The sequence below is a fragment of the Sphingomonas sp. AAP5 genome (genome assembly GCF_004354345.1).
GTDB lineage: Bacteria > Pseudomonadota > Alphaproteobacteria > Sphingomonadales > Sphingomonadaceae > Sphingomonas > Sphingomonas glacialis.
Genome location: NZ_CP037913.1, coordinates 2,524,038 through 2,544,582, shown reverse-complemented (window position 1 = coordinate 2,544,582; position 20,545 = coordinate 2,524,038). Strand labels below are relative to the sequence as shown.

The following is a 20,545-nucleotide window of genomic DNA, read 5'->3' as shown; positions in this document are numbered from 1 at the left end:
TTGTACGCCGCCGATGCCGCAATCTGTGTTATGACGCGCGATCATCGAGCTTCTTGGCGTCCGATGACTGAGAGTTTTGCGCTCCCGCCGTGACCGGGAACGATCCATGACAGACACCCTCCAGCGATTGCTGGTCAAGCTGAAGCGACGCAGTCGGTTCGACGCTGCTGACGAGGCGGCGTTGCTGGGGCTGCCCTTCACCGTCAAGACGCTCGAGCCGGGCCACTATCTCGTCCGTCAGGGTGAGCGCGCAGACTTCACCTGCGTGCTGCTCGAGGGCTTTGCCTATCGGCAGAAGATCGTCGGTGACGGCGGGCGGCAGATCATCGCGCTGCAAGTGCCGGGCGACGCGGTCGATCTGCAGAACTCGCTGCTCAAGATCGCCGATCACAGCGTCCAGGCGCTGACCGCGATCACGATGGCGCGGATCCCGCGCGTCGACTTGCTTGATATCGCGGCAAGATACCCCGCGATCGCGCACGCCTTCTGGCTCGACACGCTGGTCGACGGGTCGATTGCGTGGGAATGGATCGCCAATATCGGGCGGCGCGACGCGCAGATGCGGCTGGCGCATCTGTTGTGCGAATGCGCGGTGCGGCTCGAAGTGGTCAATGCGGCAAGCGGCGACAGCGACACGCTGCCAATGACGCAGGAACAGATCGGCGATGCGCTCGGGCTGACCCCGGTGCACGTCAACCGGATGCTCAAGCTGCTCGAGCAGGACGGGCTGATTGCGCGGCGCGCGCGGACGATCGTGATTCTCGACGCGGTGCGGCTGCGCTCAGTGGCCGATTTTCAATCGGCCTATCTGCATTTGAACTTGCTGGAGGATTGAGCCGGGGTCGCGCGTCTCGGCCCATAATTACCCGCCACCGTCACCCCGGCCTTGTGCCGGGGCCCACCGTGCCGCGCGTGCTGCGGTCTTAGTGCGTGTATCAAGGTGGACCCCGGAACGAGCCCGGGGTGAAGGGTAAGGACGGAGCGTTGGGGGCAGGGACGCGGGAGTAAATCCCGCGTCTTGCGTCGGACGGGTTCGCGTGGCCGCGACCCGCCGGCCGGTCTTGGTCGTCTCGCGGATAGCTTTCGCTATCCGCGTGCGGCCTTCCGACTTACGACTTGCTGCGTTCGACCTGCTCGAATTCCAGCTCGACCGGCGTTGCGCGGCCGAAGATCGACACCGACACCTTGACGCGGCTGCGATCGAAATCGAGCTCTTCGACGATGCCGTTGAAGCTTGCGAACGGACCGTCGAGCACCTTGACCGAATCGCCGATCTCGAAGTCGACCTTGACCTTCTGCTTGGGCGCAGCAGCGGCGGCTTCGTCCTTGGTGCTGAGCATCCGCGCAGCTTCCGATTCCGGAATCGCCTGCGGCTTGCCGTTCGGCCCGAGGAAGCCGGTCACCTTCGGGGTGTTCTTGACGAGGTGATAGACGTCGTCGTTCATGTTGAGCTTGGCGAGCACGTAGCCCGGCATGAACTTGCGCTCGACGAGGATCTTCTTGCCGCGGCGCGCCTCGGTGATCGTCTCGGTCGGGACTTCGATCTGCTCGACGAGCTGCTCAAGGCCCATGCGGGTCGCCTCGGCCATGATCGAATCGCGGACCTTGCCCTCGAAACCCGAATACGCGTGAATGATGTACCAGCGTGCCATGTGTCTTTTACCTAGATTATTTGGCGAGGCTGAGCAGCAGGTGGACGATCGCCTCGAAGCCGGTGTCGACGATGAAGAAGAACAGGCCGAGCAGCGTCGTCATGATGACGACCATCACGCCGGTCATGATCGTCTCGCGCCGGGTCGGCCACACGACCTTCTTGGTCTCGGCCTGGACCTGTCGGATGAATTCGAGGGGGGTCGTCTTCGCCACGGTCTGTGCACTCATGTTCTTTTTAGCCGAAACGGACATGGGCCCGCCGTCCGGACCTGCCAAGGCCCGATGACGAGAATTCCCAATTTCGGAATGATAGCGGCGTAGCGCGTGTGCGTTGCGAAATCAAGCGGGGGGCGGGGTGGCGGTCACCGGAGTAAATCCGGTCACTCGTCGGACGGGGTCGCTGTAGCGACCCGCCGGCCGGCCCTGCGCGTCTCGGGATTAGCTTCGCTAATCTCGTGCGCGCGGCGGCTGGCAGGGGAGCTCGGACTCGAACCGAGGGCCTTCGGTTTTGGAGACCGACGCTCTAACCAACTGAGCTACACCCCTATCAGGTGGGCTCGTTTAGCGAGAGGTTGCCTCCGCTGCAAGCACCCTCATGCAGCTTCGCGATTCTGCGCTGCACGCGCCGCCAGGACGCGCGCTTCCTCGACCGGGAGCGGGCGGCCGAAATAATAGCCCTGGACCTTGGTGCAGCCCAATTCCTGGACCATCAGATGCTCGTCCTCGGTCTCGACCCCTTCGGCCGTTGTCGCCATGCCGAGACTCTGCGCGAGTGCGACCACCGCGCGGATGATCGCGATCGCCTCGGGCACCTTCTTCGATGCGCTGATGACGAAGCTGCGGTCGATCTTGATCGTCGAGAAGCGCGTGCGGCTGAGATAGCCGAGCGACGAATAGCCCGTGCCGAAATCGTCGAGGCTCAAGCGCACGCCGAGATCGAGGATTCGTTCGAGCACCTTCACCGCGCCGGTATCGTCGCGCATGAACACGCTTTCGGTCACTTCGAGCTCGAGCCGGCGTGCGGGCAGCCCGCTGTTCGCCAGCGCCGAGGCGACCACCGCGACGAACCCCGGATTGTGGAGCTGTTCGGGCGAGACGTTGACCGCGACGCGGGCGTCACCCGGCCATTTCGCCGCTTCGGCACACGCCGAGCGCAGCACCCATTCGCCGATCGGCGCGATCAGTCGTGCATCCTCGGCGAGCGGGATGAACTTGACCGGCGAGATCGGCCCGAGCTCGGGATGCGTCCAGCGTACCAGCGCCTCGAACCCCGTCAGTCGGCCGCTCCCGGCATCGACGACCGGCTGGTAGGTGAGGTGCAGCTCGTCATTGGTCAGCGCCTTGCGCAGCGCTTGTTCGAGCACGCGGCGTTCTTCGGCCGCGACGTGGAGCTGTGGTTCGTAATGGTGGAATTTGCCGCCGCCGGCGTCCTTCGAGCGGTACAGCGCGAGGTCGGCCGAGCGAATCAGCATTTCGGTGGTGCGGCCATCGCGCGGGCCGGTCGCGACGCCGACGCTTGCGCCGGTGTAGAGCGTGTGATGATCGATATCGTACGGGCGGGCGAGTGCATCGACGATCGTCTGCGCGAGCGTCTCGAGTCGTTGCGTATCGCTCGCGTCGCGCACCACGACGGCGAATTCATCGCCGCCGAGCCGTCCGATGACTTCGTTCGCGCCCATCAGCGTCGTGAGGCGTTCGGCGACACGGCTCAGCAAGCGGTCGCCGATCGGGTGACCCAGCGTGTCGTTGACCGCCTTGAAGCGATCGAGGTCGATCATCATGAAGGCGCAGCGACTGCCCCATTTCTCCGCATCGGCCATCGCGTGCGACAGGGCTTCGTTGACGTGGAGGCGGTTGGGCAAGCCGGTGAGCGTGTCGAACCGCGCCATGCGGTTGATCTTGTCGGCCGAGGCGCGCTGTTCGGTGACGTCGGCGCCGACGCCGCGAAAGCCGAGGAATGCACCGTGATCGTCATAGCGCGGGTTGGCGGCGATTTCGTACCAGCGCTCCTGCTCGGCGACGTTGACCGGCAGCACGAGCCCGCGAAACGCCGTGCGGCCTTTGAGGTTTTCGGCAAGCGTGCGCAGCGCGGGTGCGAAACTGCCCGAATCCCAGGTCTTCCCGGCGAGCACTTCGAGCAGCGACTTGCCGTTCACGCCAACGGGGTCGAGCCCGACTGACAAGGCAAAGCGTGGCGAGGCGCGCACGACGCGGCGCGCAGCATCGGTTTCCCACAGCCAGTCGGCGCTCTCGTCCTGCTTCGCTTCGCGCAGCAAAAGGCTGACGGTCTCGTCGCGCTCGGCAAGCGCGATCTCGCCCGAGCGGATGAGCACGAGCGAACGCGCCCGCGTGAAGCAGCCGATCATCAGCAGCGTGGTGAACAAGGCGACCGAGGCGGCAAGGACCGGGCCGGCGATGCGCAGGACCATGACCGAAATCGCCAGGCCGAGGATGCCGAGAAAACTCAACGTCGCGAGCGGAAGTGCCGCCATTGCGACAGCGGATGCGGTCATCAGCACCGACAGCACGATCCACAGCCCGAGCGCCGTGCCGACATCGGGGTTGAACCCGAACGCGAGCGGCGGGACAGACCAGATTGTGGCGAGCGCGATGCCCTCGATCACGGTGTCGCGCACGGCGGCGAGCGTCGCCGCGCCGCGCTGCTTGGCGGCAAGCCGGCGGAAGGTGATCGCGACCGAAATCGCGGCGACCACCGCACCCCAGCAAGCGAGCGCCCAAAGCGGTGCGCTTCGCTGGAGGATCAGGGTGACCATCGCTGCGCCGATCACGTTGGCGGCGAGCAGGAACAGCGCCAACTGCCCACCGGCATGGACTTGCGCCGCGCGGATCGGCGCCCAATCGGTGGTGTCCGCCGGATCGTACAGCCCAAGCAGTGCTCGCGCGTCGATATGCGGCTTGGCGAATTGGGATGTGTTTTCGGTGCTCACGCACCCGCTATACCGCAAGGAGCCTTACCGGAAGGTTAGGCGCAGGCGTTTGCCGGGGAGGGGCGCGGCGTATCCGCGCGCGCCCCCCCCCCGGCGGCGGGGCTTACGCCGCCAGGTCGTACGGCTTGATATCGCCGTTGAGATAGAGGTTGCGCGCCTTGGCGCGGCTGAGCTTGCCCGAGCTGGTGCGCGGCAGCGTGCGCGGCGGGATCAGTTCGATCACGCAGTTCATGCCCGTCACCGAGCGGACGCGCTCGCGGATTTCCTCGCGCAGGCGGACGCGCTCGGCATCGTCCGAGCTGCGGCACTGGACGAGCACGGCGGGGGTTTCCTCGCCGCCCGGCGTGGTGATCGCAAAGGCAGCGATGTCGCCGGCCTTGAAACCGGGGAGCTGCTCGACCGCCCATTCGATGTCCTGCGGCCAGTGGTTGCGGCCGTTGATGATGATCATGTCCTTGGCGCGACCGACGATGTAGACATAGCCGTCGCTCAGATACCCCATGTCGCCGGTGTCGAGCCAGCCGTCGACGAGGCACGCGTCGGTCGAAGCCTGGTCGCGGAAATAGCCGACCATCACCGAGGGGCCCGAGCACCATAATTTGCCGATCGCGCGCTCGGGGAGCGGGGTGCCGTCCTCCTCGCGGATCTCGACCTTCATGTCGCGCACCGGCTTGCCGCAATTGACGATCGCGCGGTAGCGCTGCGGCCGGTCCTCGCCGGCGGCGACGCCCGAAAGCTGCGTTTCCTCGACCAGTTCGACGCGGATGCCTTCGGTCGGGGGCATGATCGAGACGGCGAGCGTCGCTTCGGCCAGGCCGTAGCTCGGCAGGAACGCGCTCGCCTTGAAGCCGGCATCGGCGAAGGCGTCGACGAAGCTCTGCATCACGTCGGGGCGGATCATGTCGGCGCCATTGCCCGCGAGCCGCCAGCGCGACAGGTCGAAGCGCTCGGAGGCCTTGGTCTGGCTCGACATGCGGCGTGCGCAAATGTCGTAGCCGAAGGTCGGCGAATAGCTGATCGAGGTGCCCGGGTTGCGGCTGATCATGTCGAGCCACGCGAGCGGACGCCGCGCGAAATCCTCGGTCTTGAGATAATCGGTCGAGACCTGGTTGGCGACCGGCGAGAGGAAGCAGCCGACCAGCCCCATGTCGTGATACCAGGGCAACCACGAGATGCAGCGATCGCCGTCGATGAGCTGCATGCCATGCGCGTGCGCCGCGAGATTGTTGAGCAAGGCGTGGTGCGTGATCGCGACGCCGTGCGGGAAGCGCGTCGACCCGCTCGAATATTGCAGATAGGCGATGTCGTCGCCCTTGGCCTGCGGCAGCGCGACGTCGGGCGCGGCGCGCATCGCGAGCTCCGACCAGTCGATGCCGGTGATGCCCGCGACCGTCGCAGCGTCGGCGCCCATCTGCGCGAGTTCGGGCGGGTAGATCAGCAGGGTGGGATCACAGCTGGTGAGCTGGACGCGCAATTGCTCGATATACGAATCGCGGCCGCCGAACGATGTCGGCAGCGGCAGCGGGACGGGCCACGCGCCAGCGTAGATGACTCCGAAGAAAAGCGCGGCGAATTCGGGGCTGGTCTCGGCGACGACGGCGATACGGTCCTCGGGCCGGATTCCCGATGCGATGAGGCGACGCGCGACCACCTGCGCATCCTCGCGCAGTTCGGCGAACGGATAGGGCCGCGCGAGCGCGCCGCGGGCATCATGAAAATTCAGGCCGCGGACGCCGGTTGCGGCATAATCGAGCGCTGCCCCCAGCGTTTCGAAATCGGCAAAACGACGCAAAAGCGTGTCTTCGGTCGGCGTCGCGAGCAGGGCAGGCGGAGCGGCTGCACCCTTCCGCTCGTCCGACTGCGTATCTATCGTCTTGAAATTCATTGGTCTTTGCGCCCTTGATCGCGGCATCCTGCGTTGGCCGCGCCTCTATGTCTCGTCTTCAGCACGCACCCCTGCTTATGCCAAGCGTTCAAAATCGGGACCGACTATGGCACAATGATGGCGTCATGCACGATCCAGCCCCGAAACGATCCGCTCGCAAAGAGATACGCGTTGCGCCGCCGTTAGATGCGGCGGCGCTCGAACGGCTCGCTTTGCGCTATGTCGAGCGCTTTGCGACGACGCGTGCCAGGCTGACGGCGTACCTCGTCCGCAAGATCCGCGAACGCGGCTGGGACGGGGCGCACGCGGCGCCCGAAGCGCTCGCCGAAAAGCTCGCCGAACTCGGCTATATCGACGATCGCGCCTTTGGCGAGGCGCGCGCCGCGGCAATGGGTCGGCGGGGCTTGGGCAAGCGGCGCGTGACCGGCGCACTGCATCATGACGGGATCGACGAGGCCGACAGCGCCGCGATCGTTCCCGCGGTCGAGGAGCGCGCTCTCGAGACCGCGCTGGCGTTTGCGCGCCGCAAGCGGATCGGCCCGTTCGCGCTGGCGCAGGCCGAGCGTCCGCTGCGTGAGAAGCATATCGCCGCGATGATTCGCGCCGGCCATGACTATGCCCTTGCCCGACGGATTGCCGCGATGGCCCCCGGCGAAGTTTTCGATACGCTCAGCTAATGAATCCTGTATAGTTCAAATAAAAGTACCGGTTCGGACCGAAGGGCGGAAGATATTGCTTCGCGCTCAGACCGTGCTTATTATTGTGCCGGGGGAAGTGGCGATGCGCAACGAAACGATTCCGGCGCTTGGGGCGCTGGATTGGAAAGAAGAGATGGAGTTTTCCGGCGCAGAGTCGTCGGATTCCGCGCGCGTCTATACTGGCGTGCTCAAATGGTTCGATATGACGCGGGGGTTCGGCTTTCTCGTCGCGGACGATGCGTCGGTCGGCGACATCCTGATCCATTTTTCGGTGCTGCGCCCGCATAACCGCCGCAGTCTGCCCGAGGGCGCGCGGCTCGAATGCCTCGCCGGAATGCGCGACCGCGGCTTGCAGGCGACCGAGATCCTGTCGATCGACCTTTCCAACGCGATCGAGCCGCTCCAGCGCCCGCGCAGCGACGCGCTGCGGAACGATGTGCTCGGTTTGCTCGACCAGGCCGGGCCGTTTGAACCGGTGACGGTGAAATGGTTCAATCGTCTCAAGGGCTATGGTTTCCTGATGCGCGATGACGATTCGGGCGATATCTTCGTCCATGTCGAAACGCTGCGGCGCGCAGGCTTTGCCGAGGTCGAGCCCGGCCAACGGCTGCGCGCGCGGATGAGCGCGGGCGACAAGGGGCCGCTTGCGGTGGCGGTCGAAGAGGAAGGCTAAGCGTACCCATGGTTGTTGCAAACGCGCGCGCGGCGGCGCTCGCTTTGGTGTTCGCGACCGCTGGATGCACCGCGGCGCCCACGACTCAAGCTGCCGAGGCGCCCGCCGGGACGATCGCGCTGACGATCGCCAGCAGCAACGGCACGCACGCCTTTGCGGTCGAACGCGCCAAGACCGAGGAAGCACAGCAGCGCGGGCTGATGTTCCGCACCGATATTCCGCTCAATGGCGGGATGCTGTTCGCGCCGTACCCGCCCAAGGGGCCGCCGCGCGAGGCGAGCTTCTGGATGAAGAACACGCCGAGCCCGCTCGACATCCTGTTCATCCGCCCCGACGGGACGATCGCGCGGATCGCCGAAAACACCGTCCCGCAATCCGAAGCGCAGATCCCCTCGGGCGAGCCGGTCAGCGCGGTGCTCGAGTTGCGGGGCGGACGCGCGCTCGATCTGGGGATCAGCGAGGGCGATCATGTCAGCTGGCAAGGGCGCCCGGCGAAGTGATCGCGGTTGAAGGCGGCGCGAGCCCGCGCTAAGCGCTACGCTATGGGCATCAATCTCAATCCTTTCACGTGGTGGACCGGCGCGAGCTGGGGCACGGCATTCGGTCTGCGCGGCAAGGCGCGTGTCGGCGAAGACGCGCTCGGCAATGTCTATTACGAGGGCGGCGCAGATACTGCGGGCAACCCGCGGCGCTGGGTGATCTATAACGGCGTCAACGATGCCAGCCGCGTGCCGCCCGAATGGTTTGGCTGGCTGCACCATCAAGTCGCCGATGTCCCCTCGCGCGCGCTGCCCGCGCCGCGCGCCTGGCAGATCCCCGCCGAGCCCAATCTCACCGGCACGCTTGCTGCGTATCGGCCGAGCGGTGCGCTCGAAAAGGGTGGCGTGCGCGCCGCCGCGACGGGCGATTACGAAGCCTGGACCCCCGACGCGTGATTCGCCGCGCGTTGGTGGGCGTGGTGCTGGCGTCGCTGGCGGTAACCGCCTGCGGCCCGACCAAGACCGCCGCGCCGACGCAGCAGCCGACCCCCGAGACCGCGCTCGACGCCGACACCAGCGCTGCCAATATCGTGACGGTCGATGTCGGTGGCGGCGTCGACCCGAGCTTTGGCGCGACGCCGATGGCGCAGCGCGTCGCGACGCTCGGGCTGCTCAACAAGCGCAACGGCGTGGCGCGCGACGTGACGCTCAAGCCCGGTACTGCGGTGCGCGTCGGCGATGTCGTGATCCGGCTGCGCGCGTGCGAGCAGACCGCGCCGTGGGAGCAGGAGCATTATACCGGGGCGTTCGTCCAGCTCGACGTGCAGGGCACCGACAAGGTGTGGCGCCGTCCGTTCTCGGGCTGGCTGTTCAAGGAACGGCCCGCGCTTAACGTCGTGCCGCACCCGATTTACGATGTCTGGGTCAAGAGCTGCGCGATGACCTTCCCCGAAGGCGGACCCGAGTCGGTTTCCGGCGGCGGTCCGGCCGAGTCGAGCGCGAAGCCGCGGTCGAGTGCGAAGAAATCGGCGACCGAGACCGACGAAGCCGATGAGCCGATCGCCGAGGATACCGCGGGCGACAGCAACGCGAGGTAGTCCGCGCGGCTGATCTCGACCGCGCCCAACGAGGCGAGATGATCGGTCATGAACTGGCAATCGAGCAAGCTGAACCCGCCGACGCGCAGCCGCGCGACGAGCCACGCGATCGCCACCTTCGACGCGTCGCGCGCGCGGCTGACCATGCTCTCGCCGAAGAACGCGTGGCCGAGCGCGAGCCCGTAAAGCCCGCCGACCAGCGTCTCGCCGTCCCATACTTCGATCGAGTGCGCGAAGCCGAGTGTGTGGAGCGTGTTGAAAACCTGTTCGATCGGCCCGTTGATCCAGGTGTCGGGGCGATCCTCGGCCGATTCGGCGCACAAGCGCAGGATGTCGGGGAAGGCGCGGTCGGCGGTGACGCGGTAGCGCTCGGCGGCGATCGTCTTGCGCAGCGATTTCGAGAGGTGGAAGCCGTCGAGCGGGAGGATCGCACGGTCGTTGGGCTCGACCCAATAGACGTCGTCGATGTCGCGCCCATCGGCCATCGGGAAGACGCCGACCGAATAGGCGCCGAGCACGAGATTGGGATCGAGCGGCGTGACGCGCGGTCTCACGCGGCGAGGCGGCGCTCGATCGCCTGCCACAGACTGGCAAATGCCTGCGCCCCCGCCGAGCGTGGCGCGAAGCTGCCGACCGCTTCGCCCCGCACGGTGACTTGCTCGACCTGGCTCGCCATCGGGATCACCGGCCAGTCGGGATGCTGCGCGATCGCGTCGGCGTGGAGCTTGCGGCGGCGGTCGACCATCGAATGGACCGGCATGACCTCGACCTTGGCGCCGAGATGCTTGACCACTTCAGCGAGCGCGCGTTCGGACAAAGGCGAGGGGATGACGGGAACGACGATCAGATCGGCGGCGCGCATCACCTGGTCGCTCGTTTCGGTCAGGCCGGGCGGGCAATCGAGCAGCACGCGGTCATAATTCTTGCGCAGGCCGACGAGCAGTTTCTGCAGCCGCTTCTTCTTGTCGAGTTCGTGGAACAGGAGATCGAGCCCGCGCAGCGAGGCATCGGCGGCGAGCAGGTCGAGCCGCGCGACGGCGGTCTGCTCGATCAGCTTTTCGGGTTCGACATCCTTGGCGAAGACCGATTGCGCTTGTTCGCGCGGCTTGGTGCCGGCGGCGCGGTTCGACAGGAGAAAGCTCGAGGCGGCTTGCGGGTCGAGATCCCACAACAGCGTCCGGCGCGACGACAGCGTGGCGGCGCACCAGGCGAGGTTCACCGTCAGCGTCGTTTTGCCGACGCCACCCTTGAGGCTGTAGATCGCGATCGTCGACATGAAGGGTCCTTATCGTATCGAACGACCCATCGTGGCCAATCGCCGCGGCAGAGGCAAGGTTTGGAGGACGGAAAGCCCCGCCCCCGAGGGAGGAGGGGCGTTCCGTGAAAGGATCAGATGTCGCAGAGCTGGGCAGGCTTGCCCGGCTGCGTGAGCGTGACGGCCTTGGGGTTGCCCGTCAGCACATAGCCATCGGCCTTGAGCGGATCGCCGGCCTTTTCGGCGGTGAGCTTGACCGGGGTCGCGTCGGGCTTCGACTTGACCAGCACTTGCTTGTCGCCCTCGAAGAAGGTGACGTAGACGAGGCTGTTGTCCTTGCAGCGCAGCGTCGCTTCGGACTTGATCGCGGGCGGCAGCTCGACCGGCGCCTTGTTGGCGAGGACCGACGCCATCGGGTCGGGCGTGACCGAGGTCACTTCGGTCGGCTTGCTGTCGCAGGCCGAAAGGGCGAGGAGCGCGAACGCGGCGGCGGGGAGGAGTCGAGTGGTCATGCCAACGGCTTCGCGCACGCAACATTGTGCGTCAAGAGGGTAGTGTTACTGCGACGTACACTTTCTTGCGTTGCAATAATTCGGTCATCCGAGGTTCATCTTCATTCATGAAACTCATCAAGATCCGGGATTCTGCCAAAGGCGATCTTGGTTCCGATGCGGTCGATTCGCTCGCCGTGCTGCGGGCCGAGGCTGACCGCATTGCGCCCGAACTTCTCGTTGATCCGGTCCATCGCGCGGCTGAGCGCGAGCGTGCGGGTTTCGCGTGCGAGCGGGTCGTCGGGGTCGAGCAGGCCGAACAGCGAATCCTGTTCGCCAGCGACAGGTTCGATCTCGGCAAGCGTCACACCGACCATGCGGATCTGGAAATCGCCGCGTCGCGTCCGCCCCGCCGCGATCAGCCGGGGGAACAGCGACTCGAGTGCTGCGAGCACGACGAAGCTGTCTTGCGTCGCTGGCAGCTTGACCGACGTCCGCCAGCTCGACTTGTCGTCCTCGAAGCGCGCGTGGAGCACCAGCAGCCGCGCGCGGCACTGCTTGCGGCGCAACCGGCTGGTCGCCTTGAAGGCGAGGCGGCGTGCGGTGAGGCGGACGGGCACGACGCCGCGCTTGCCGGGCGAGAGCACGTGGCTGTGGCCGATGCTGCGGCTTTGCGTCGCCTTTTCGGGCAGATCGACGCCGTGGAGCTGGTACCACAGCCGATCGCCATTGGTGCCGCCCCACGCGGTGCCGGCGTCGCGCGGGCGGCGTTCGCAATATTGCCGGATGTCGTTGATCCCATCCTGCGCGAGCCGCCGCTCCATCTTCGCGCCGATGCCGCTGATGTCGCGGAGCTGCAGATCGTAGAGCCGCTGCGGCAAGCTCGCGGCTTCGAGCACGACGAGTCCGTCGGGCTTCTGCATGTCCGACGCGAGCTTGGCGAGCAGTCGGTTGGGGGCGATGCCGACCGAGCTCGTCAGGCATTCGCCGACATGCGCTAGGATCCCGGCCTTGATCCGCCGTGCGAGCGCGGTCGCCTCGGCGACGCTGTTTTCATTGTCGAGCAGGCGGCAGGCGACCTCGTCGATCGAGCAGACCTTGGTGACGGGGATATGCTTCCAGATCTCGGCGACGATCGCCTCGTGGAATTCGACATATTTGTCGTGGCGGGCGGGGACGACGATCAGCTCGCGGCACAACCGCTTCGCTTCCCAGACGGGCGTGCCGGTGCGGATGCCGAAGCGCTTGGCCTGGATGCTCGCGGCGATCGCGACGGTGGTATCGCTGTCGACGGGCGCGACGAGGATCGGCTTGCCGCGCAATTCGGGTGCGAGCTGTTGCTCGACTGCTGCGAAATAGCTGTTGAGATCGAGGAACAGCCAGCGCAGCGGCCGCGGCGGAAAAACGTGCGCGTCGCGCCCCGGGGGCGCCTCACAGGGGGGCGCGGCGGCGCGCTCGCGGCCGATTTCCGCTCCGTAGGAATCGGCGGCGCGCTGAGCGGCGGACTCGGGAGCGATCGTGAACATTGCAGGAACATATCACGCGCTGCATGCCGGGAACAGGGGCTGCAATAGGCTCTCCCCGCACGCACGGGGCAGGGGAGGCACGCGATCGTCCGGGCGATGCGATCATGAAGATCGGCGAGAGTCTTCTCGTCATGGCCACCACGACATTCTCGATCCCGCCGAGCCGCACCGCGGGCTGCCGCTGATGCGGTGGGTCTCACTGATCAGCCGCGCCATTCCTCGTACAATCGCGCGTTCAGCAATTCGGACGGGGCGCCGGGCAGGGCTTGCAACGGGCGCGGGGAAGGATAGCATCGACGCCATGGCGCATCCGATCACCCGCTTCGCCGACTTCTGGCCGTATTATCTGCGCGAGCATGCGCGGCCGCAGACGCGCGCGCTGCATTATGTGGGCACTGGGCTGACGTTCCTGTTCCTTGCGGTCGCGCTGCAATGGGGCGGGTGGTGGTGGCTGGCGCTGCCGATCGCCGGCTACGGTTTTGCCTGGGGCGCGCATTTCGGCGTCGAGAAGAACCGTCCGGCAACCTTCACCTATCCGCTCTGGTCGCTCGCGAGCGATTACCGGATGTTCTTCCTGTGGCTGAGTGGACGGCTGCGGCCACATCTGCGCGCGGCGGGGGTGGCCTAGCGCGGTTGCTGGCCGCGACGATGTCGGCGTAGGCGCACTTCTGTCTGCGAGATTCTGTCTGCGAGATTTTCGCGCCAGCGGAGCGTCGCGTCATTGCTCCCCGGCCGAGGACTGAAAGGCGGATTTCTTGTCAGCAAAGCGGCCCTCCATTGCAGGGGCGGACAGGCACGCTATGTCTGCGCGATGCACACCACGCCCAACACGCTCGCACTCATCGGCAACACCCCGCTCGTCCTGTTGAAGGGGCCGAGCGAAGCCGCCGGTGCCGAAATCTACGGCAAATGCGAATTCGCCAACCCTGGTGCCTCGGTCAAGGACCGCGCCGCGCTCGGGATCGTCGAGGATGCCGAGGCGCGCGGGAGCATCGCGCCGGGCGGCACCTTCGTCGAAGGAACTGCGGGCAACACCGGGATCGGGCTCGCGTTGGTCGCCAATGCCAAGGGCTACAAGACGATTATCGTCATGCCCGAGACGCAGAGCCGCGAGAAGATGGACACGCTGCGCGCGCTCGGCGCCGAGCTCGTGCTTGTCCCGGCGGCGCCCTATTCGAACCCTGGCCATTTCGTCCACACCTCGCGCCGGATCGCCGATGAGACCCCGAACGCGGTATGGGCCAACCAGTTCGACAACATTGCCAACCGCAAGGCGCACATCACCGGCACCGCCGAAGAGATCTGGGCACAGATGGACGGGCGAATCGACGGCTTCACCTGTGCCGCGGGGACGGGCGGGACGATTGCGGGCGTTGGCCTTGGCCTGAAGGCCAAGGACGAGAAGGTCTGCATTGCGCTCAGCGATCCGCACGGCGCTGCGCTGTACGAATATTATGCGCATGGCGAATTGAAGTCGGAAGGGTCGTCGGTCGCCGAAGGAATCGGGCAGGGGCGAATCACCGCCAATCTCGAAGGCGCGCCGATCGACACGCAGTTCCGAATCTCGGATGCCGAGGGGATGGAATGGGTCACGCGGCTGCTCGCCGAGGAAGGGCTGTGCCTCGGGCTTTCCTCGGGAATCAACGTCGCCGGCGCGGTTCGCCTTGCACGCCAAATCGGCACGGGCAGCCGAGTCGCGACGATCCTGTGCGACAGCGGTTTCCGTTACCTATCAACGCTCTACAACCGCGCATGGCTAGAGGCCAAGGGGCTGGTCGTTCCACCTTGGTTACTGCACGATTGATCGCGGGATCGACAACCGTGCCTTAACACGTTACATTTATGCCACAGCTTATGAAAATCATCGCCCAGGATCCGGCTCAGACGAGCCAGCGCGCCAAGGTCGGCATGATCGGTCTCGCCGCCGTTTTGCTGCTCATCGGCCTCGCTTCGGCGATTTTCGCGACTGCCAACCACGATCGGCAAGTCGCGGCGATCGGCAGTGCGCGGCCAGACGTCGTCGCCAATATGGTCGCGGCGAACATCGTCGATCCCAACGCGCCCAAGGAGCCGCTTGCCGAACTCGGCGTCGCGCCGAGCGCTGCCACGCCCGATGGCAATACCGTCGAAACGCGTCCTGCCGCAGCCAACCACTGAGCGTGGGAGAGGTGGGGATTTTACGGGAAACCCACCCGCGACCTGCGGTTTGCGCGGGTGTTCACCTGCGTTTTGCGCCGCATCTTCGAACACAGCGAGAACAACCTGATATGGCGCAAAAATCTTCGAGGGTGATTCGAAGCGATTGAGCTCATTTCCCGGTAGATCCCCGGATTTCCCCTTGTGTCCCCGATTGGCCCCATGGTAACTGTTCGCTACAGGGACAGACTTATCTCGCCTGCGCGTCATGCGCTGACACTACAGGCACCGAAATTTGCGATTGGGCACTTTTCGGTTCGGGAGAGGCTTGTCCGCCGTGTGCGGGGGAAGCGTGGAAGACCGGAGCGATTATCAGGGGGAGGGACTGGGACTTGTCGATGACAAGGGCCGGGTCGCGATTCCTGCATCGCTGCGTCAGGCGCTCGCCGCCAACAGCCCACGCGCCGACGGCAAGGACGGCGGCACCGTCATCATCGGCGTCCATCCCGAGCAGACCTGCCTGCGCGCGTACGATCCGGGCTATGTCCGCATCCTGAAGGCGGAGGTCGAGGATCTCCAAGCGCGCCACATCGCCGAGCACGGCAAGCCCGACTTCAACCTCAAGCGCCGCAACGCCAGCGGTGAAGCCGTGCCGTTCGATGGATCGGGCCGCTTCATCATGCCCGGCTTCCCGCGCGATTATGCGCGGATCGCCGAGAATGCGTTCTTCTGGGGTACGTTCGACTGGATCGACATCTGGGATCCCAAGACGCTGCTCGACGCGGTCGGCGTCGATGATGCCATGCAGGCGGCGTGCCGCTATCATTGCAAGACCAAGGGGATCGCGCTGTGAGCGACGCGATCCAGGCCGATGCCCCGCATATCCCCGTGCTGCTCGACGAGGTGCTCGACGCGCTCGCGATCGAGGCTGGTGAACGCCATGTCGACGCGACTTTTGGTGCGGGCGGCTACACGTCGGGCATGCTCGCGCGCGGCGCGCGCGTCTTCGCCTTCGACCGCGATCCTGATGCGATCGCGGCGGGCGCGGTGCTCGTCGAGTCCGCGGCTGGCGCGCTGACGCTCGTTCCCGCGACCTTCTCCGCGCTCGACAGCGAACTCGCGGCGCGCGACGCCGTGCCGGTGCAGGGCGTGACGATGGATATCGGCGTGTCGTCGATGCAACTCGATCAGGCCGAGCGCGGCTTCTCGTTCCAGTCCGATGGCCCGCTCGACATGCGGATGAGCCAGGAGGGCATGAGCGCCGCCGACTTCCTCAACACCGCCGACGAAGCCGAGATCGCGCACGTCATCAAGGAATACGGCGAGGAGCCGCGCGCGCGCCGCGTCGCACAGGCGATCGTCTACAATCGCCCGATCGCGCGGACCGGCGAGCTGGCGCGGATCGTGCGCAAGGCGCTCGGCTACAAGCCGCATGACAAGAAGGACCCCGCGACGCGGACCTTCCAGGCGATCCGCATCCACATCAATCGCGAGCTGGGCGAGCTCGAGGACGGCCTGGCGGCTGCCGAACGCGCGCTCGCGCCCGGCGGGCGGCTGGCGATCGTCACCTTCCACAGCCTGGAAGATCGCATGGTCAAGCGTTTCCTGCGCGAACGCTCCGGGTCGCTGCCGTCGGGCTCGCGGCATCTGCCCGAGGTCGCGGCGAAGCACGCCCCCAGTTTCGAAGAGGTCGGTCGCCCGGTGAAGGCGAGCGAGGACGAGATCGCGCGCAACCCCCGCGCGCGATCGGCAACGTTGCGGACGGCACGACGGACCGGTGCCGCCGCATGGTCAGAAGGAAGTTTGTAATGCTGGGTCTTGCGGGCAAGAGTCTCGGTTGGTTCCTCGCCGGCGTCGCGGTGGCGCTCGGCTTCCTGCTGGTGCCGTTGCAGGTTGCCGCCGAGCGCAAGCGACTCGACCGCACCGCCGCCGACATCGTCCGGGCCAAGCGCGACATCCGCGCGCTCGAGACCGAGTTCGACACCCGCGCCAACCTTGCCCAGCTCGACAAGTGGAATGCCGAGACGCTGGGGCTGGTCGCCCCTGCGGCGGACCAGTTCGTCGCCGACGAGAGCGCTTTGGCGTCGATCGAACCGACGCAGCGTGGCACGGCGCCGCAAATGGCCTCGTTCGTTCCAGCCGCTCCCGCTGCCGTGGCGATGAGCCAGCAGCCGGTGATCCAGCCTGCGGTCGCGACCGCCGTTGCGCCGGCCGCGCCACGCGCCGCTGCCGCCGCCTCCACGCCGGCGCAGCGGGTTGCACCAGTGTCGGGTGCGGTCGCGGCGCCCGTGGCCCGTACCGCGATGGCGTCGGTCAGCCGCGAGCGTCCCCGTGCCGCGGTCGCCTTGCTCGATCGCGCCTTGCTCGACGACAGTGTGATCGGCGATCTGCGCAGCAGCGCGCGCGCTGAAAAACGGACCTCTCGATGAGCACGTTGGTCGCCCGCCCCGTCCCCGCCCGTCGCTCGAACGATCAGCGGCATGCGCTGGTCGCGGTGGCGCATGTGCGGCTGATGATGCTGATGCTGCTGATCGCGGCGGGCTTCCTGTTGGTGATCGGGCGGATCGCGTTGCTCGGGCTGTTCGGCGGCCCGGCGGGCGCGGCGACGCTCGCGATCAATCCGGTGGTGCGCGGCGACATTCTCGACCGCAACGGCCAGCCGCTCGCGCGTACGATCGAGGCGTGGACGATCGGCGTGCGCCCGGGTGACGTGCTCGGCGACCGACAGGAACTGGCGGGGCGGCTCGCCGGGCTGATGCCCGAGCATGATTCGGCCTGGTATCTCGACCGGCTGACGATGAAGGCCAAGTTCACCTATCTCGACAAGCACGCCTCGCCCGCGATGGTGAATCAAGTCCACGCGCTCGGCGAACCCGGCATCGTCTTCGCGCGCGAGCCCGAGCGGCTCTATCCGCAATCGACGATGGCGGCGCACGTGCTCGGCTATATCGGGCCGACCGGCACCGATCCCAAGATTCTCGGTCGCGCCGGTGTCGAGCGCGCGTTCGAGCAGCGCCTCACCGATCCGACTCGCCGCGGCGACGCGATCGACCTGTCGATCGATGCGCGCGTGCAGGGCGCGATGGAGAGCGAACTCAGCCGCGCCATGGTGATGTTCCAGGCGCGCGCCGCGACCGGGCTGGTGCTCGACGTGCGGACCGGCGAGGTGATCGCGATGGCGTCGCTGCCGGTGTACAATCCCAACAAGTTGACCGGCACCACCAGCGACGCTTTGCGCAACAACGTCACGCAATCGGTCTACGAGCTCGGCTCGACCTTCAAGCCGATCACGATGGCGACCGCGATCCAGACCGGCACGATCACCTCGATGGCGCGCCGCTTCGATGCGACCGCGCCGCTCAAGGTCGGCAGCTATACGATCCATGACGAACGCGGCGACCCGAAACGCTGGCTCAACATCCCCGAGACGCTGATCTATTCGTCGAACGTCGCGACCGCGCGGATCGCCGACGAGATCGGCAAGGACAAGCTTTCGGCGATGTTTACCGCGATGGGCTTTGGCGAGCGCCCCTCGATCGAGCTGCGCGAGCGCGCCGGGCCGATCTGGCCGCGCTATTGGGGGCGCACCACGGTGATGACGACGGCGTACGGCCACGGCATCGCGGTGACCCCGCTACATCTCGCCAATGCCTATGCGACGATGGTCAATGGCGGCATCTGGCGCCCGACGACCCTGCTCAAGGTGGCGCCCGGCCAGGCGGCGGCGGGGCGGCGCGTGTTGAGCGAGCAGACCAGCGCGCGGATGCGCCAGCTGCTGCGGCTCGTCTGCCTTTACGGCACCGGGCGCAAGGGCGATGCGCCGGGCTACCGCGTCGGCGGCAAGACCGGGACGGCCGAGGCGGCTTCGAACGGCGGGTACGACCATCATCGCAACGTCGCGACCTTCGTCGCTGCCTTCCCGATGGATGCGCCGCGCTACGTCGTGCTGGCGATGCTCGATTCGCCGCAGGGCACCAAGGAGACGGGCGGCTGGAAGACCGCGGCGTGGAACGCGGCGCCCGTGGTGGGCCGCGTGATCGCGCGCACGGGGGCGATCCTCGGTGTGATGCCCGATACGCGGCGCGAGGTGAATCTCGCCGATCTGCAACCGATGCTGAGCCTGGTCGCGGGTGCCAAGCCCCCGACCGGCGGAGAAGAGCAATGAAGCTTTCGGCGCTGGTTCCCGGCGCCCCGGATACGACCGTGACGGGCTTTGCGATCGACCATCGCAAGGTCGCGCCGGGCGTGGTGTTCGGTGCGTTCCAGGGTGCGGCCGTCAATGGCGAGGATTTCGTCCCCGCTGCGGTGGCCGGTGGCGCGATCGCGGTGGTGGCGCGGCCCGAGGCGGCGGTCGAAGGCGCGCTGCATGTCGCCGATGCCGAGCCGCGGCGAAAATTCGCCGAGCTGGCGGCACGCTTCTTCGCGCCTTTTCCGCGGATGGCGGTCGCAGTGACAGGGACCAACGGCAAGACCTCGACCGTCGAGATGGTACGCCAATTGTGGCGGATGGCGGGGTTCCATGCCGCCTCGATCGGGACGCTCGGGGTGACGACGGGCGACGACCAGGTCTCGACCGGCCTCACCACGCCCGACGTGGTGACCTTCCTCTCGAACGTCGCGGGGCTGGCGCGCGAGGGCGTGAGCCATGTCGCGTTCGAGGCCTCGTCGCACGGCTTGTCGCAATATCGCACCGAAGGCCTGCGCGTCTCGGCGGCGGCGTTCACGAACCTCAGCCGCGATCATCTCGATTATCACGGCACGATGGAGGCGTATCTCGAGGCCAAGCTGCGATTGTTCTCCGAAGTGCTCGTCGAGGACGGCGTCGCGGTGGTGTGGGCCGATGATCCGATGGCGGCGCGCGTCGCCGAGGTTGCGCGGTCGCGCGGGATCCGGGTGATCTCGGTCGGGACGCAGGGCGAGACGCTCAAGCTCGTCGGACGCGTGCCGACCTTGCTTGGGCAGGGGCTCGCGATCGAAGCCGAGGGTAAGACGTACAAGATCAATCTGCCGCTGATCGGCGCGTATCAGGCGGCCAATGCGCTGGTCTCCGCCGGGCTGGTGATCGCGGCCGGCGGGGATGTCGCGACGACGCTGTCGGCGCTGTCGCGCCTTCAGCCGGTGCGCGGGCGGCTCGAGCGCGCGGTGATCGCGCAGAGCGGTGCGCCGGTCTATGTCGATTATGCGCATACCCCCGACGCGCTCGACGCGGCGATCTCGGCGCTCAAGCCGCATGCTGCAGGCCGGCTGATCGTCGTGATCGGCGCGGGCGGCGACCGCGACCAGGGCAAGCGCTCGGCGATGGGTGCGGTCGCGGCGGCGATGGCGGACCAGGTGATCGTCACCGACGACAATCCGCGCTCGGAGGACCCGGCGGCGATCCGCGCGATGGTGCTCGAAGGCGCGCCCGGCGCGACCGAGATCGGCTCGCGTCGCGAGGCGATCGGCGCGGCGATCGCGGCGGCGGGGCCGCAGGACATCGTGCTGATCGCGGGCAAGGGGCATGAACAGGGGCAGATCGTCGGCGATCTGGTGCTGCCGTTCGACGATGTGAGTGTTGCGCGGGAGATGGCGGCGTGAGGGGCTCCTTCTTTTTCTCATCCCCCTCCCGCTTGCGGGAGGGGTTAGGGGAGGGGCGTGCCTCAAGCGGCGCGCTCTCCATTTCCGTCACTTCCCTCCCCCACCCCCTCCCGCAAGCGGGAGGGGA

The 20,545-nt window shown here is 66.8% G+C and carries 21 protein-coding genes, 1 tRNA gene and 1 pseudogene; 14 read left to right on the top strand and 9 right to left on the bottom strand.

Features of this window, described 5'->3' with window-relative positions:
• Nucleotides 1–106 precede the first annotated feature (106 nt).
• Nucleotides 107–835 (top strand): Crp/Fnr family transcriptional regulator, encoded by a 729-nt coding sequence (locus E2E30_RS11870; protein ID WP_133190048.1) that lies wholly within the window; start codon nucleotides 107–109, stop codon nucleotides 833–835.
• A gap of 274 nt (nucleotides 836–1,109) precedes the next feature.
• Here E2E30_RS11870 and nusG read toward each other — a convergent pair whose 3' ends face one another.
• The 5 genes from nusG to E2E30_RS11845 form a co-directional block, all read right to left on the bottom strand.
• Nucleotides 1,110–1,652 carry a transcription termination/antitermination protein NusG gene (nusG, locus tag E2E30_RS11865; RefSeq protein ID WP_010185156.1) on the bottom strand — a complete coding sequence of 181 codons (543 nt, stop codon included), beginning with the start codon at nucleotides 1,650–1,652 and terminating at the stop codon, nucleotides 1,110–1,112.
• Nucleotides 1,653–1,668: 16 nt separating this feature from the next.
• Complete coding sequence (secE, locus tag E2E30_RS11860; RefSeq protein ID WP_029625164.1) at nucleotides 1,669–1,866, bottom strand: preprotein translocase subunit SecE; 198 nt, start codon at nucleotides 1,864–1,866, stop codon at nucleotides 1,669–1,671.
• Nucleotides 1,867–2,122: 256 nt separating this feature from the next.
• Nucleotides 2,123–2,199, bottom strand: a tRNA-Trp gene (locus E2E30_RS11855).
• Nucleotides 2,200–2,246: 47 nt separating this feature from the next.
• The gene (locus E2E30_RS11850; protein ID WP_133190046.1) at nucleotides 2,247–4,601 is read right to left on the bottom strand and encodes a putative bifunctional diguanylate cyclase/phosphodiesterase; all 2,355 of its coding nucleotides are present in this window, start codon (nucleotides 4,599–4,601) and stop codon (nucleotides 2,247–2,249) included.
• A gap of 103 nt (nucleotides 4,602–4,704) precedes the next feature.
• Nucleotides 4,705–6,486: a fatty acyl-AMP ligase gene (locus tag E2E30_RS11845; RefSeq protein WP_240698919.1), complete on the bottom strand. Its 1,782-nt coding sequence runs from the start codon at nucleotides 6,484–6,486 to the stop codon at nucleotides 4,705–4,707.
• 125 nt (nucleotides 6,487–6,611) lie between these two features.
• Between E2E30_RS11845 and E2E30_RS11840 the strand changes: the two genes are divergently transcribed.
• From E2E30_RS11840 to E2E30_RS21180, 5 genes and pseudogenes are all read left to right on the top strand, one after another.
• Entirely contained in the window at nucleotides 6,612–7,163 is a 552-nt protein-coding gene (locus E2E30_RS11840) for a regulatory protein RecX (RefSeq protein WP_133190044.1), read from the top strand.
• 103 nt (nucleotides 7,164–7,266) lie between these two features.
• Entirely contained in the window at nucleotides 7,267–7,857 is a 591-nt protein-coding gene (locus E2E30_RS11835) for a cold-shock protein (RefSeq protein WP_443018326.1), read from the top strand.
• 8 nt (nucleotides 7,858–7,865) lie between these two features.
• The gene (locus E2E30_RS11830) at nucleotides 7,866–8,357 is read left to right on the top strand and encodes a DUF192 domain-containing protein (RefSeq protein WP_133190042.1); all 492 of its coding nucleotides are present in this window, start codon (nucleotides 7,866–7,868) and stop codon (nucleotides 8,355–8,357) included.
• Between the two features lie 42 nt (nucleotides 8,358–8,399).
• Nucleotides 8,400–8,792, top strand: coding sequence for an NADH:ubiquinone oxidoreductase subunit NDUFA12 (locus E2E30_RS11825; RefSeq protein ID WP_133190040.1), 393 nt, complete (start codon nucleotides 8,400–8,402; stop codon nucleotides 8,790–8,792).
• A gap of 185 nt (nucleotides 8,793–8,977) precedes the next feature.
• Nucleotides 8,978–9,211 (top strand): annotated as a pseudogene (locus E2E30_RS21180) (DUF2155 domain-containing protein); the annotation flags it as partial.
• A gap of 35 nt (nucleotides 9,212–9,246) precedes the next feature.
• Here E2E30_RS21180 and aat read toward each other — a convergent pair.
• The 4 genes from aat to E2E30_RS11800 form a co-directional block, all read right to left on the bottom strand.
• Nucleotides 9,247–9,918 carry a leucyl/phenylalanyl-tRNA--protein transferase gene (gene aat, locus E2E30_RS21030; protein ID WP_443018403.1) on the bottom strand — a complete coding sequence of 224 codons (672 nt, stop codon included), beginning with the start codon at nucleotides 9,916–9,918 and terminating at the stop codon, nucleotides 9,247–9,249.
• Nucleotides 9,919–9,983: 65 nt separating this feature from the next.
• Nucleotides 9,984–10,709: a ParA family protein gene (locus E2E30_RS11810; RefSeq protein WP_133190036.1), complete on the bottom strand. Its 726-nt coding sequence runs from the start codon at nucleotides 10,707–10,709 to the stop codon at nucleotides 9,984–9,986.
• Nucleotides 10,710–10,822: 113 nt separating this feature from the next.
• A complete protein-coding gene (locus E2E30_RS11805) occupies nucleotides 10,823–11,200 on the bottom strand; it encodes a hypothetical protein (protein ID WP_133190034.1) in 378 nt (125 codons plus the stop codon).
• Between the two features lie 101 nt (nucleotides 11,201–11,301).
• Nucleotides 11,302–12,705, bottom strand: coding sequence for a Y-family DNA polymerase (locus E2E30_RS11800; RefSeq protein ID WP_240698918.1), 1,404 nt, complete (start codon nucleotides 12,703–12,705; stop codon nucleotides 11,302–11,304).
• A gap of 301 nt (nucleotides 12,706–13,006) precedes the next feature.
• Between E2E30_RS11800 and E2E30_RS11795 the strand changes: the two genes are divergently transcribed.
• The 8 genes from E2E30_RS11795 to E2E30_RS11760 all read left to right on the top strand — a co-directional run bounded on the left by E2E30_RS11795 (nucleotide 13,007) and on the right by E2E30_RS11760 (nucleotide 20,418).
• Complete coding sequence (locus E2E30_RS11795) at nucleotides 13,007–13,333, top strand: DUF962 domain-containing protein (RefSeq protein WP_133190032.1); 327 nt, start codon at nucleotides 13,007–13,009, stop codon at nucleotides 13,331–13,333.
• Between the two features lie 183 nt (nucleotides 13,334–13,516).
• Nucleotides 13,517–14,509 (top strand): cysteine synthase A, encoded by a 993-nt coding sequence (locus tag E2E30_RS11790; protein WP_133190030.1) that lies wholly within the window; start codon nucleotides 13,517–13,519, stop codon nucleotides 14,507–14,509.
• A 50-nt stretch (nucleotides 14,510–14,559) separates the two neighbouring features.
• Nucleotides 14,560–14,862, top strand: a complete 303-nt coding sequence (locus tag E2E30_RS11785; protein ID WP_133190028.1) for a hypothetical protein — start codon at nucleotides 14,560–14,562, stop codon at nucleotides 14,860–14,862.
• A 331-nt stretch (nucleotides 14,863–15,193) separates the two neighbouring features.
• Nucleotides 15,194–15,694, top strand: a complete 501-nt coding sequence (locus E2E30_RS11780) for a division/cell wall cluster transcriptional repressor MraZ (protein WP_133190026.1) — start codon at nucleotides 15,194–15,196, stop codon at nucleotides 15,692–15,694.
• The gene (gene rsmH / locus E2E30_RS11775; protein ID WP_133190024.1) at nucleotides 15,691–16,650 is read left to right on the top strand and encodes a 16S rRNA (cytosine(1402)-N(4))-methyltransferase RsmH; all 960 of its coding nucleotides are present in this window, start codon (nucleotides 15,691–15,693) and stop codon (nucleotides 16,648–16,650) included. The genes E2E30_RS11780 and rsmH overlap by 4 nt, the downstream gene beginning before the upstream one ends.
• Nucleotides 16,650–17,270: a hypothetical protein gene (locus E2E30_RS11770; protein ID WP_133190022.1), complete on the top strand. Its 621-nt coding sequence runs from the start codon at nucleotides 16,650–16,652 to the stop codon at nucleotides 17,268–17,270. The genes rsmH and E2E30_RS11770 overlap by 1 nt, the downstream gene beginning before the upstream one ends.
• A complete protein-coding gene (locus E2E30_RS11765; RefSeq protein WP_133190020.1) occupies nucleotides 17,267–19,006 on the top strand; it encodes a peptidoglycan D,D-transpeptidase FtsI family protein in 1,740 nt (579 codons plus the stop codon). Before E2E30_RS11770 ends, E2E30_RS11765 begins: the two co-directional genes overlap by 4 nt.
• The gene (locus E2E30_RS11760) at nucleotides 19,003–20,418 is read left to right on the top strand and encodes a UDP-N-acetylmuramoyl-L-alanyl-D-glutamate--2,6-diaminopimelate ligase (protein WP_133190018.1); all 1,416 of its coding nucleotides are present in this window, start codon (nucleotides 19,003–19,005) and stop codon (nucleotides 20,416–20,418) included. Before E2E30_RS11765 ends, E2E30_RS11760 begins: the two co-directional genes overlap by 4 nt.
• The last annotated feature ends 127 nt before the right edge of the window (nucleotides 20,419–20,545 follow it).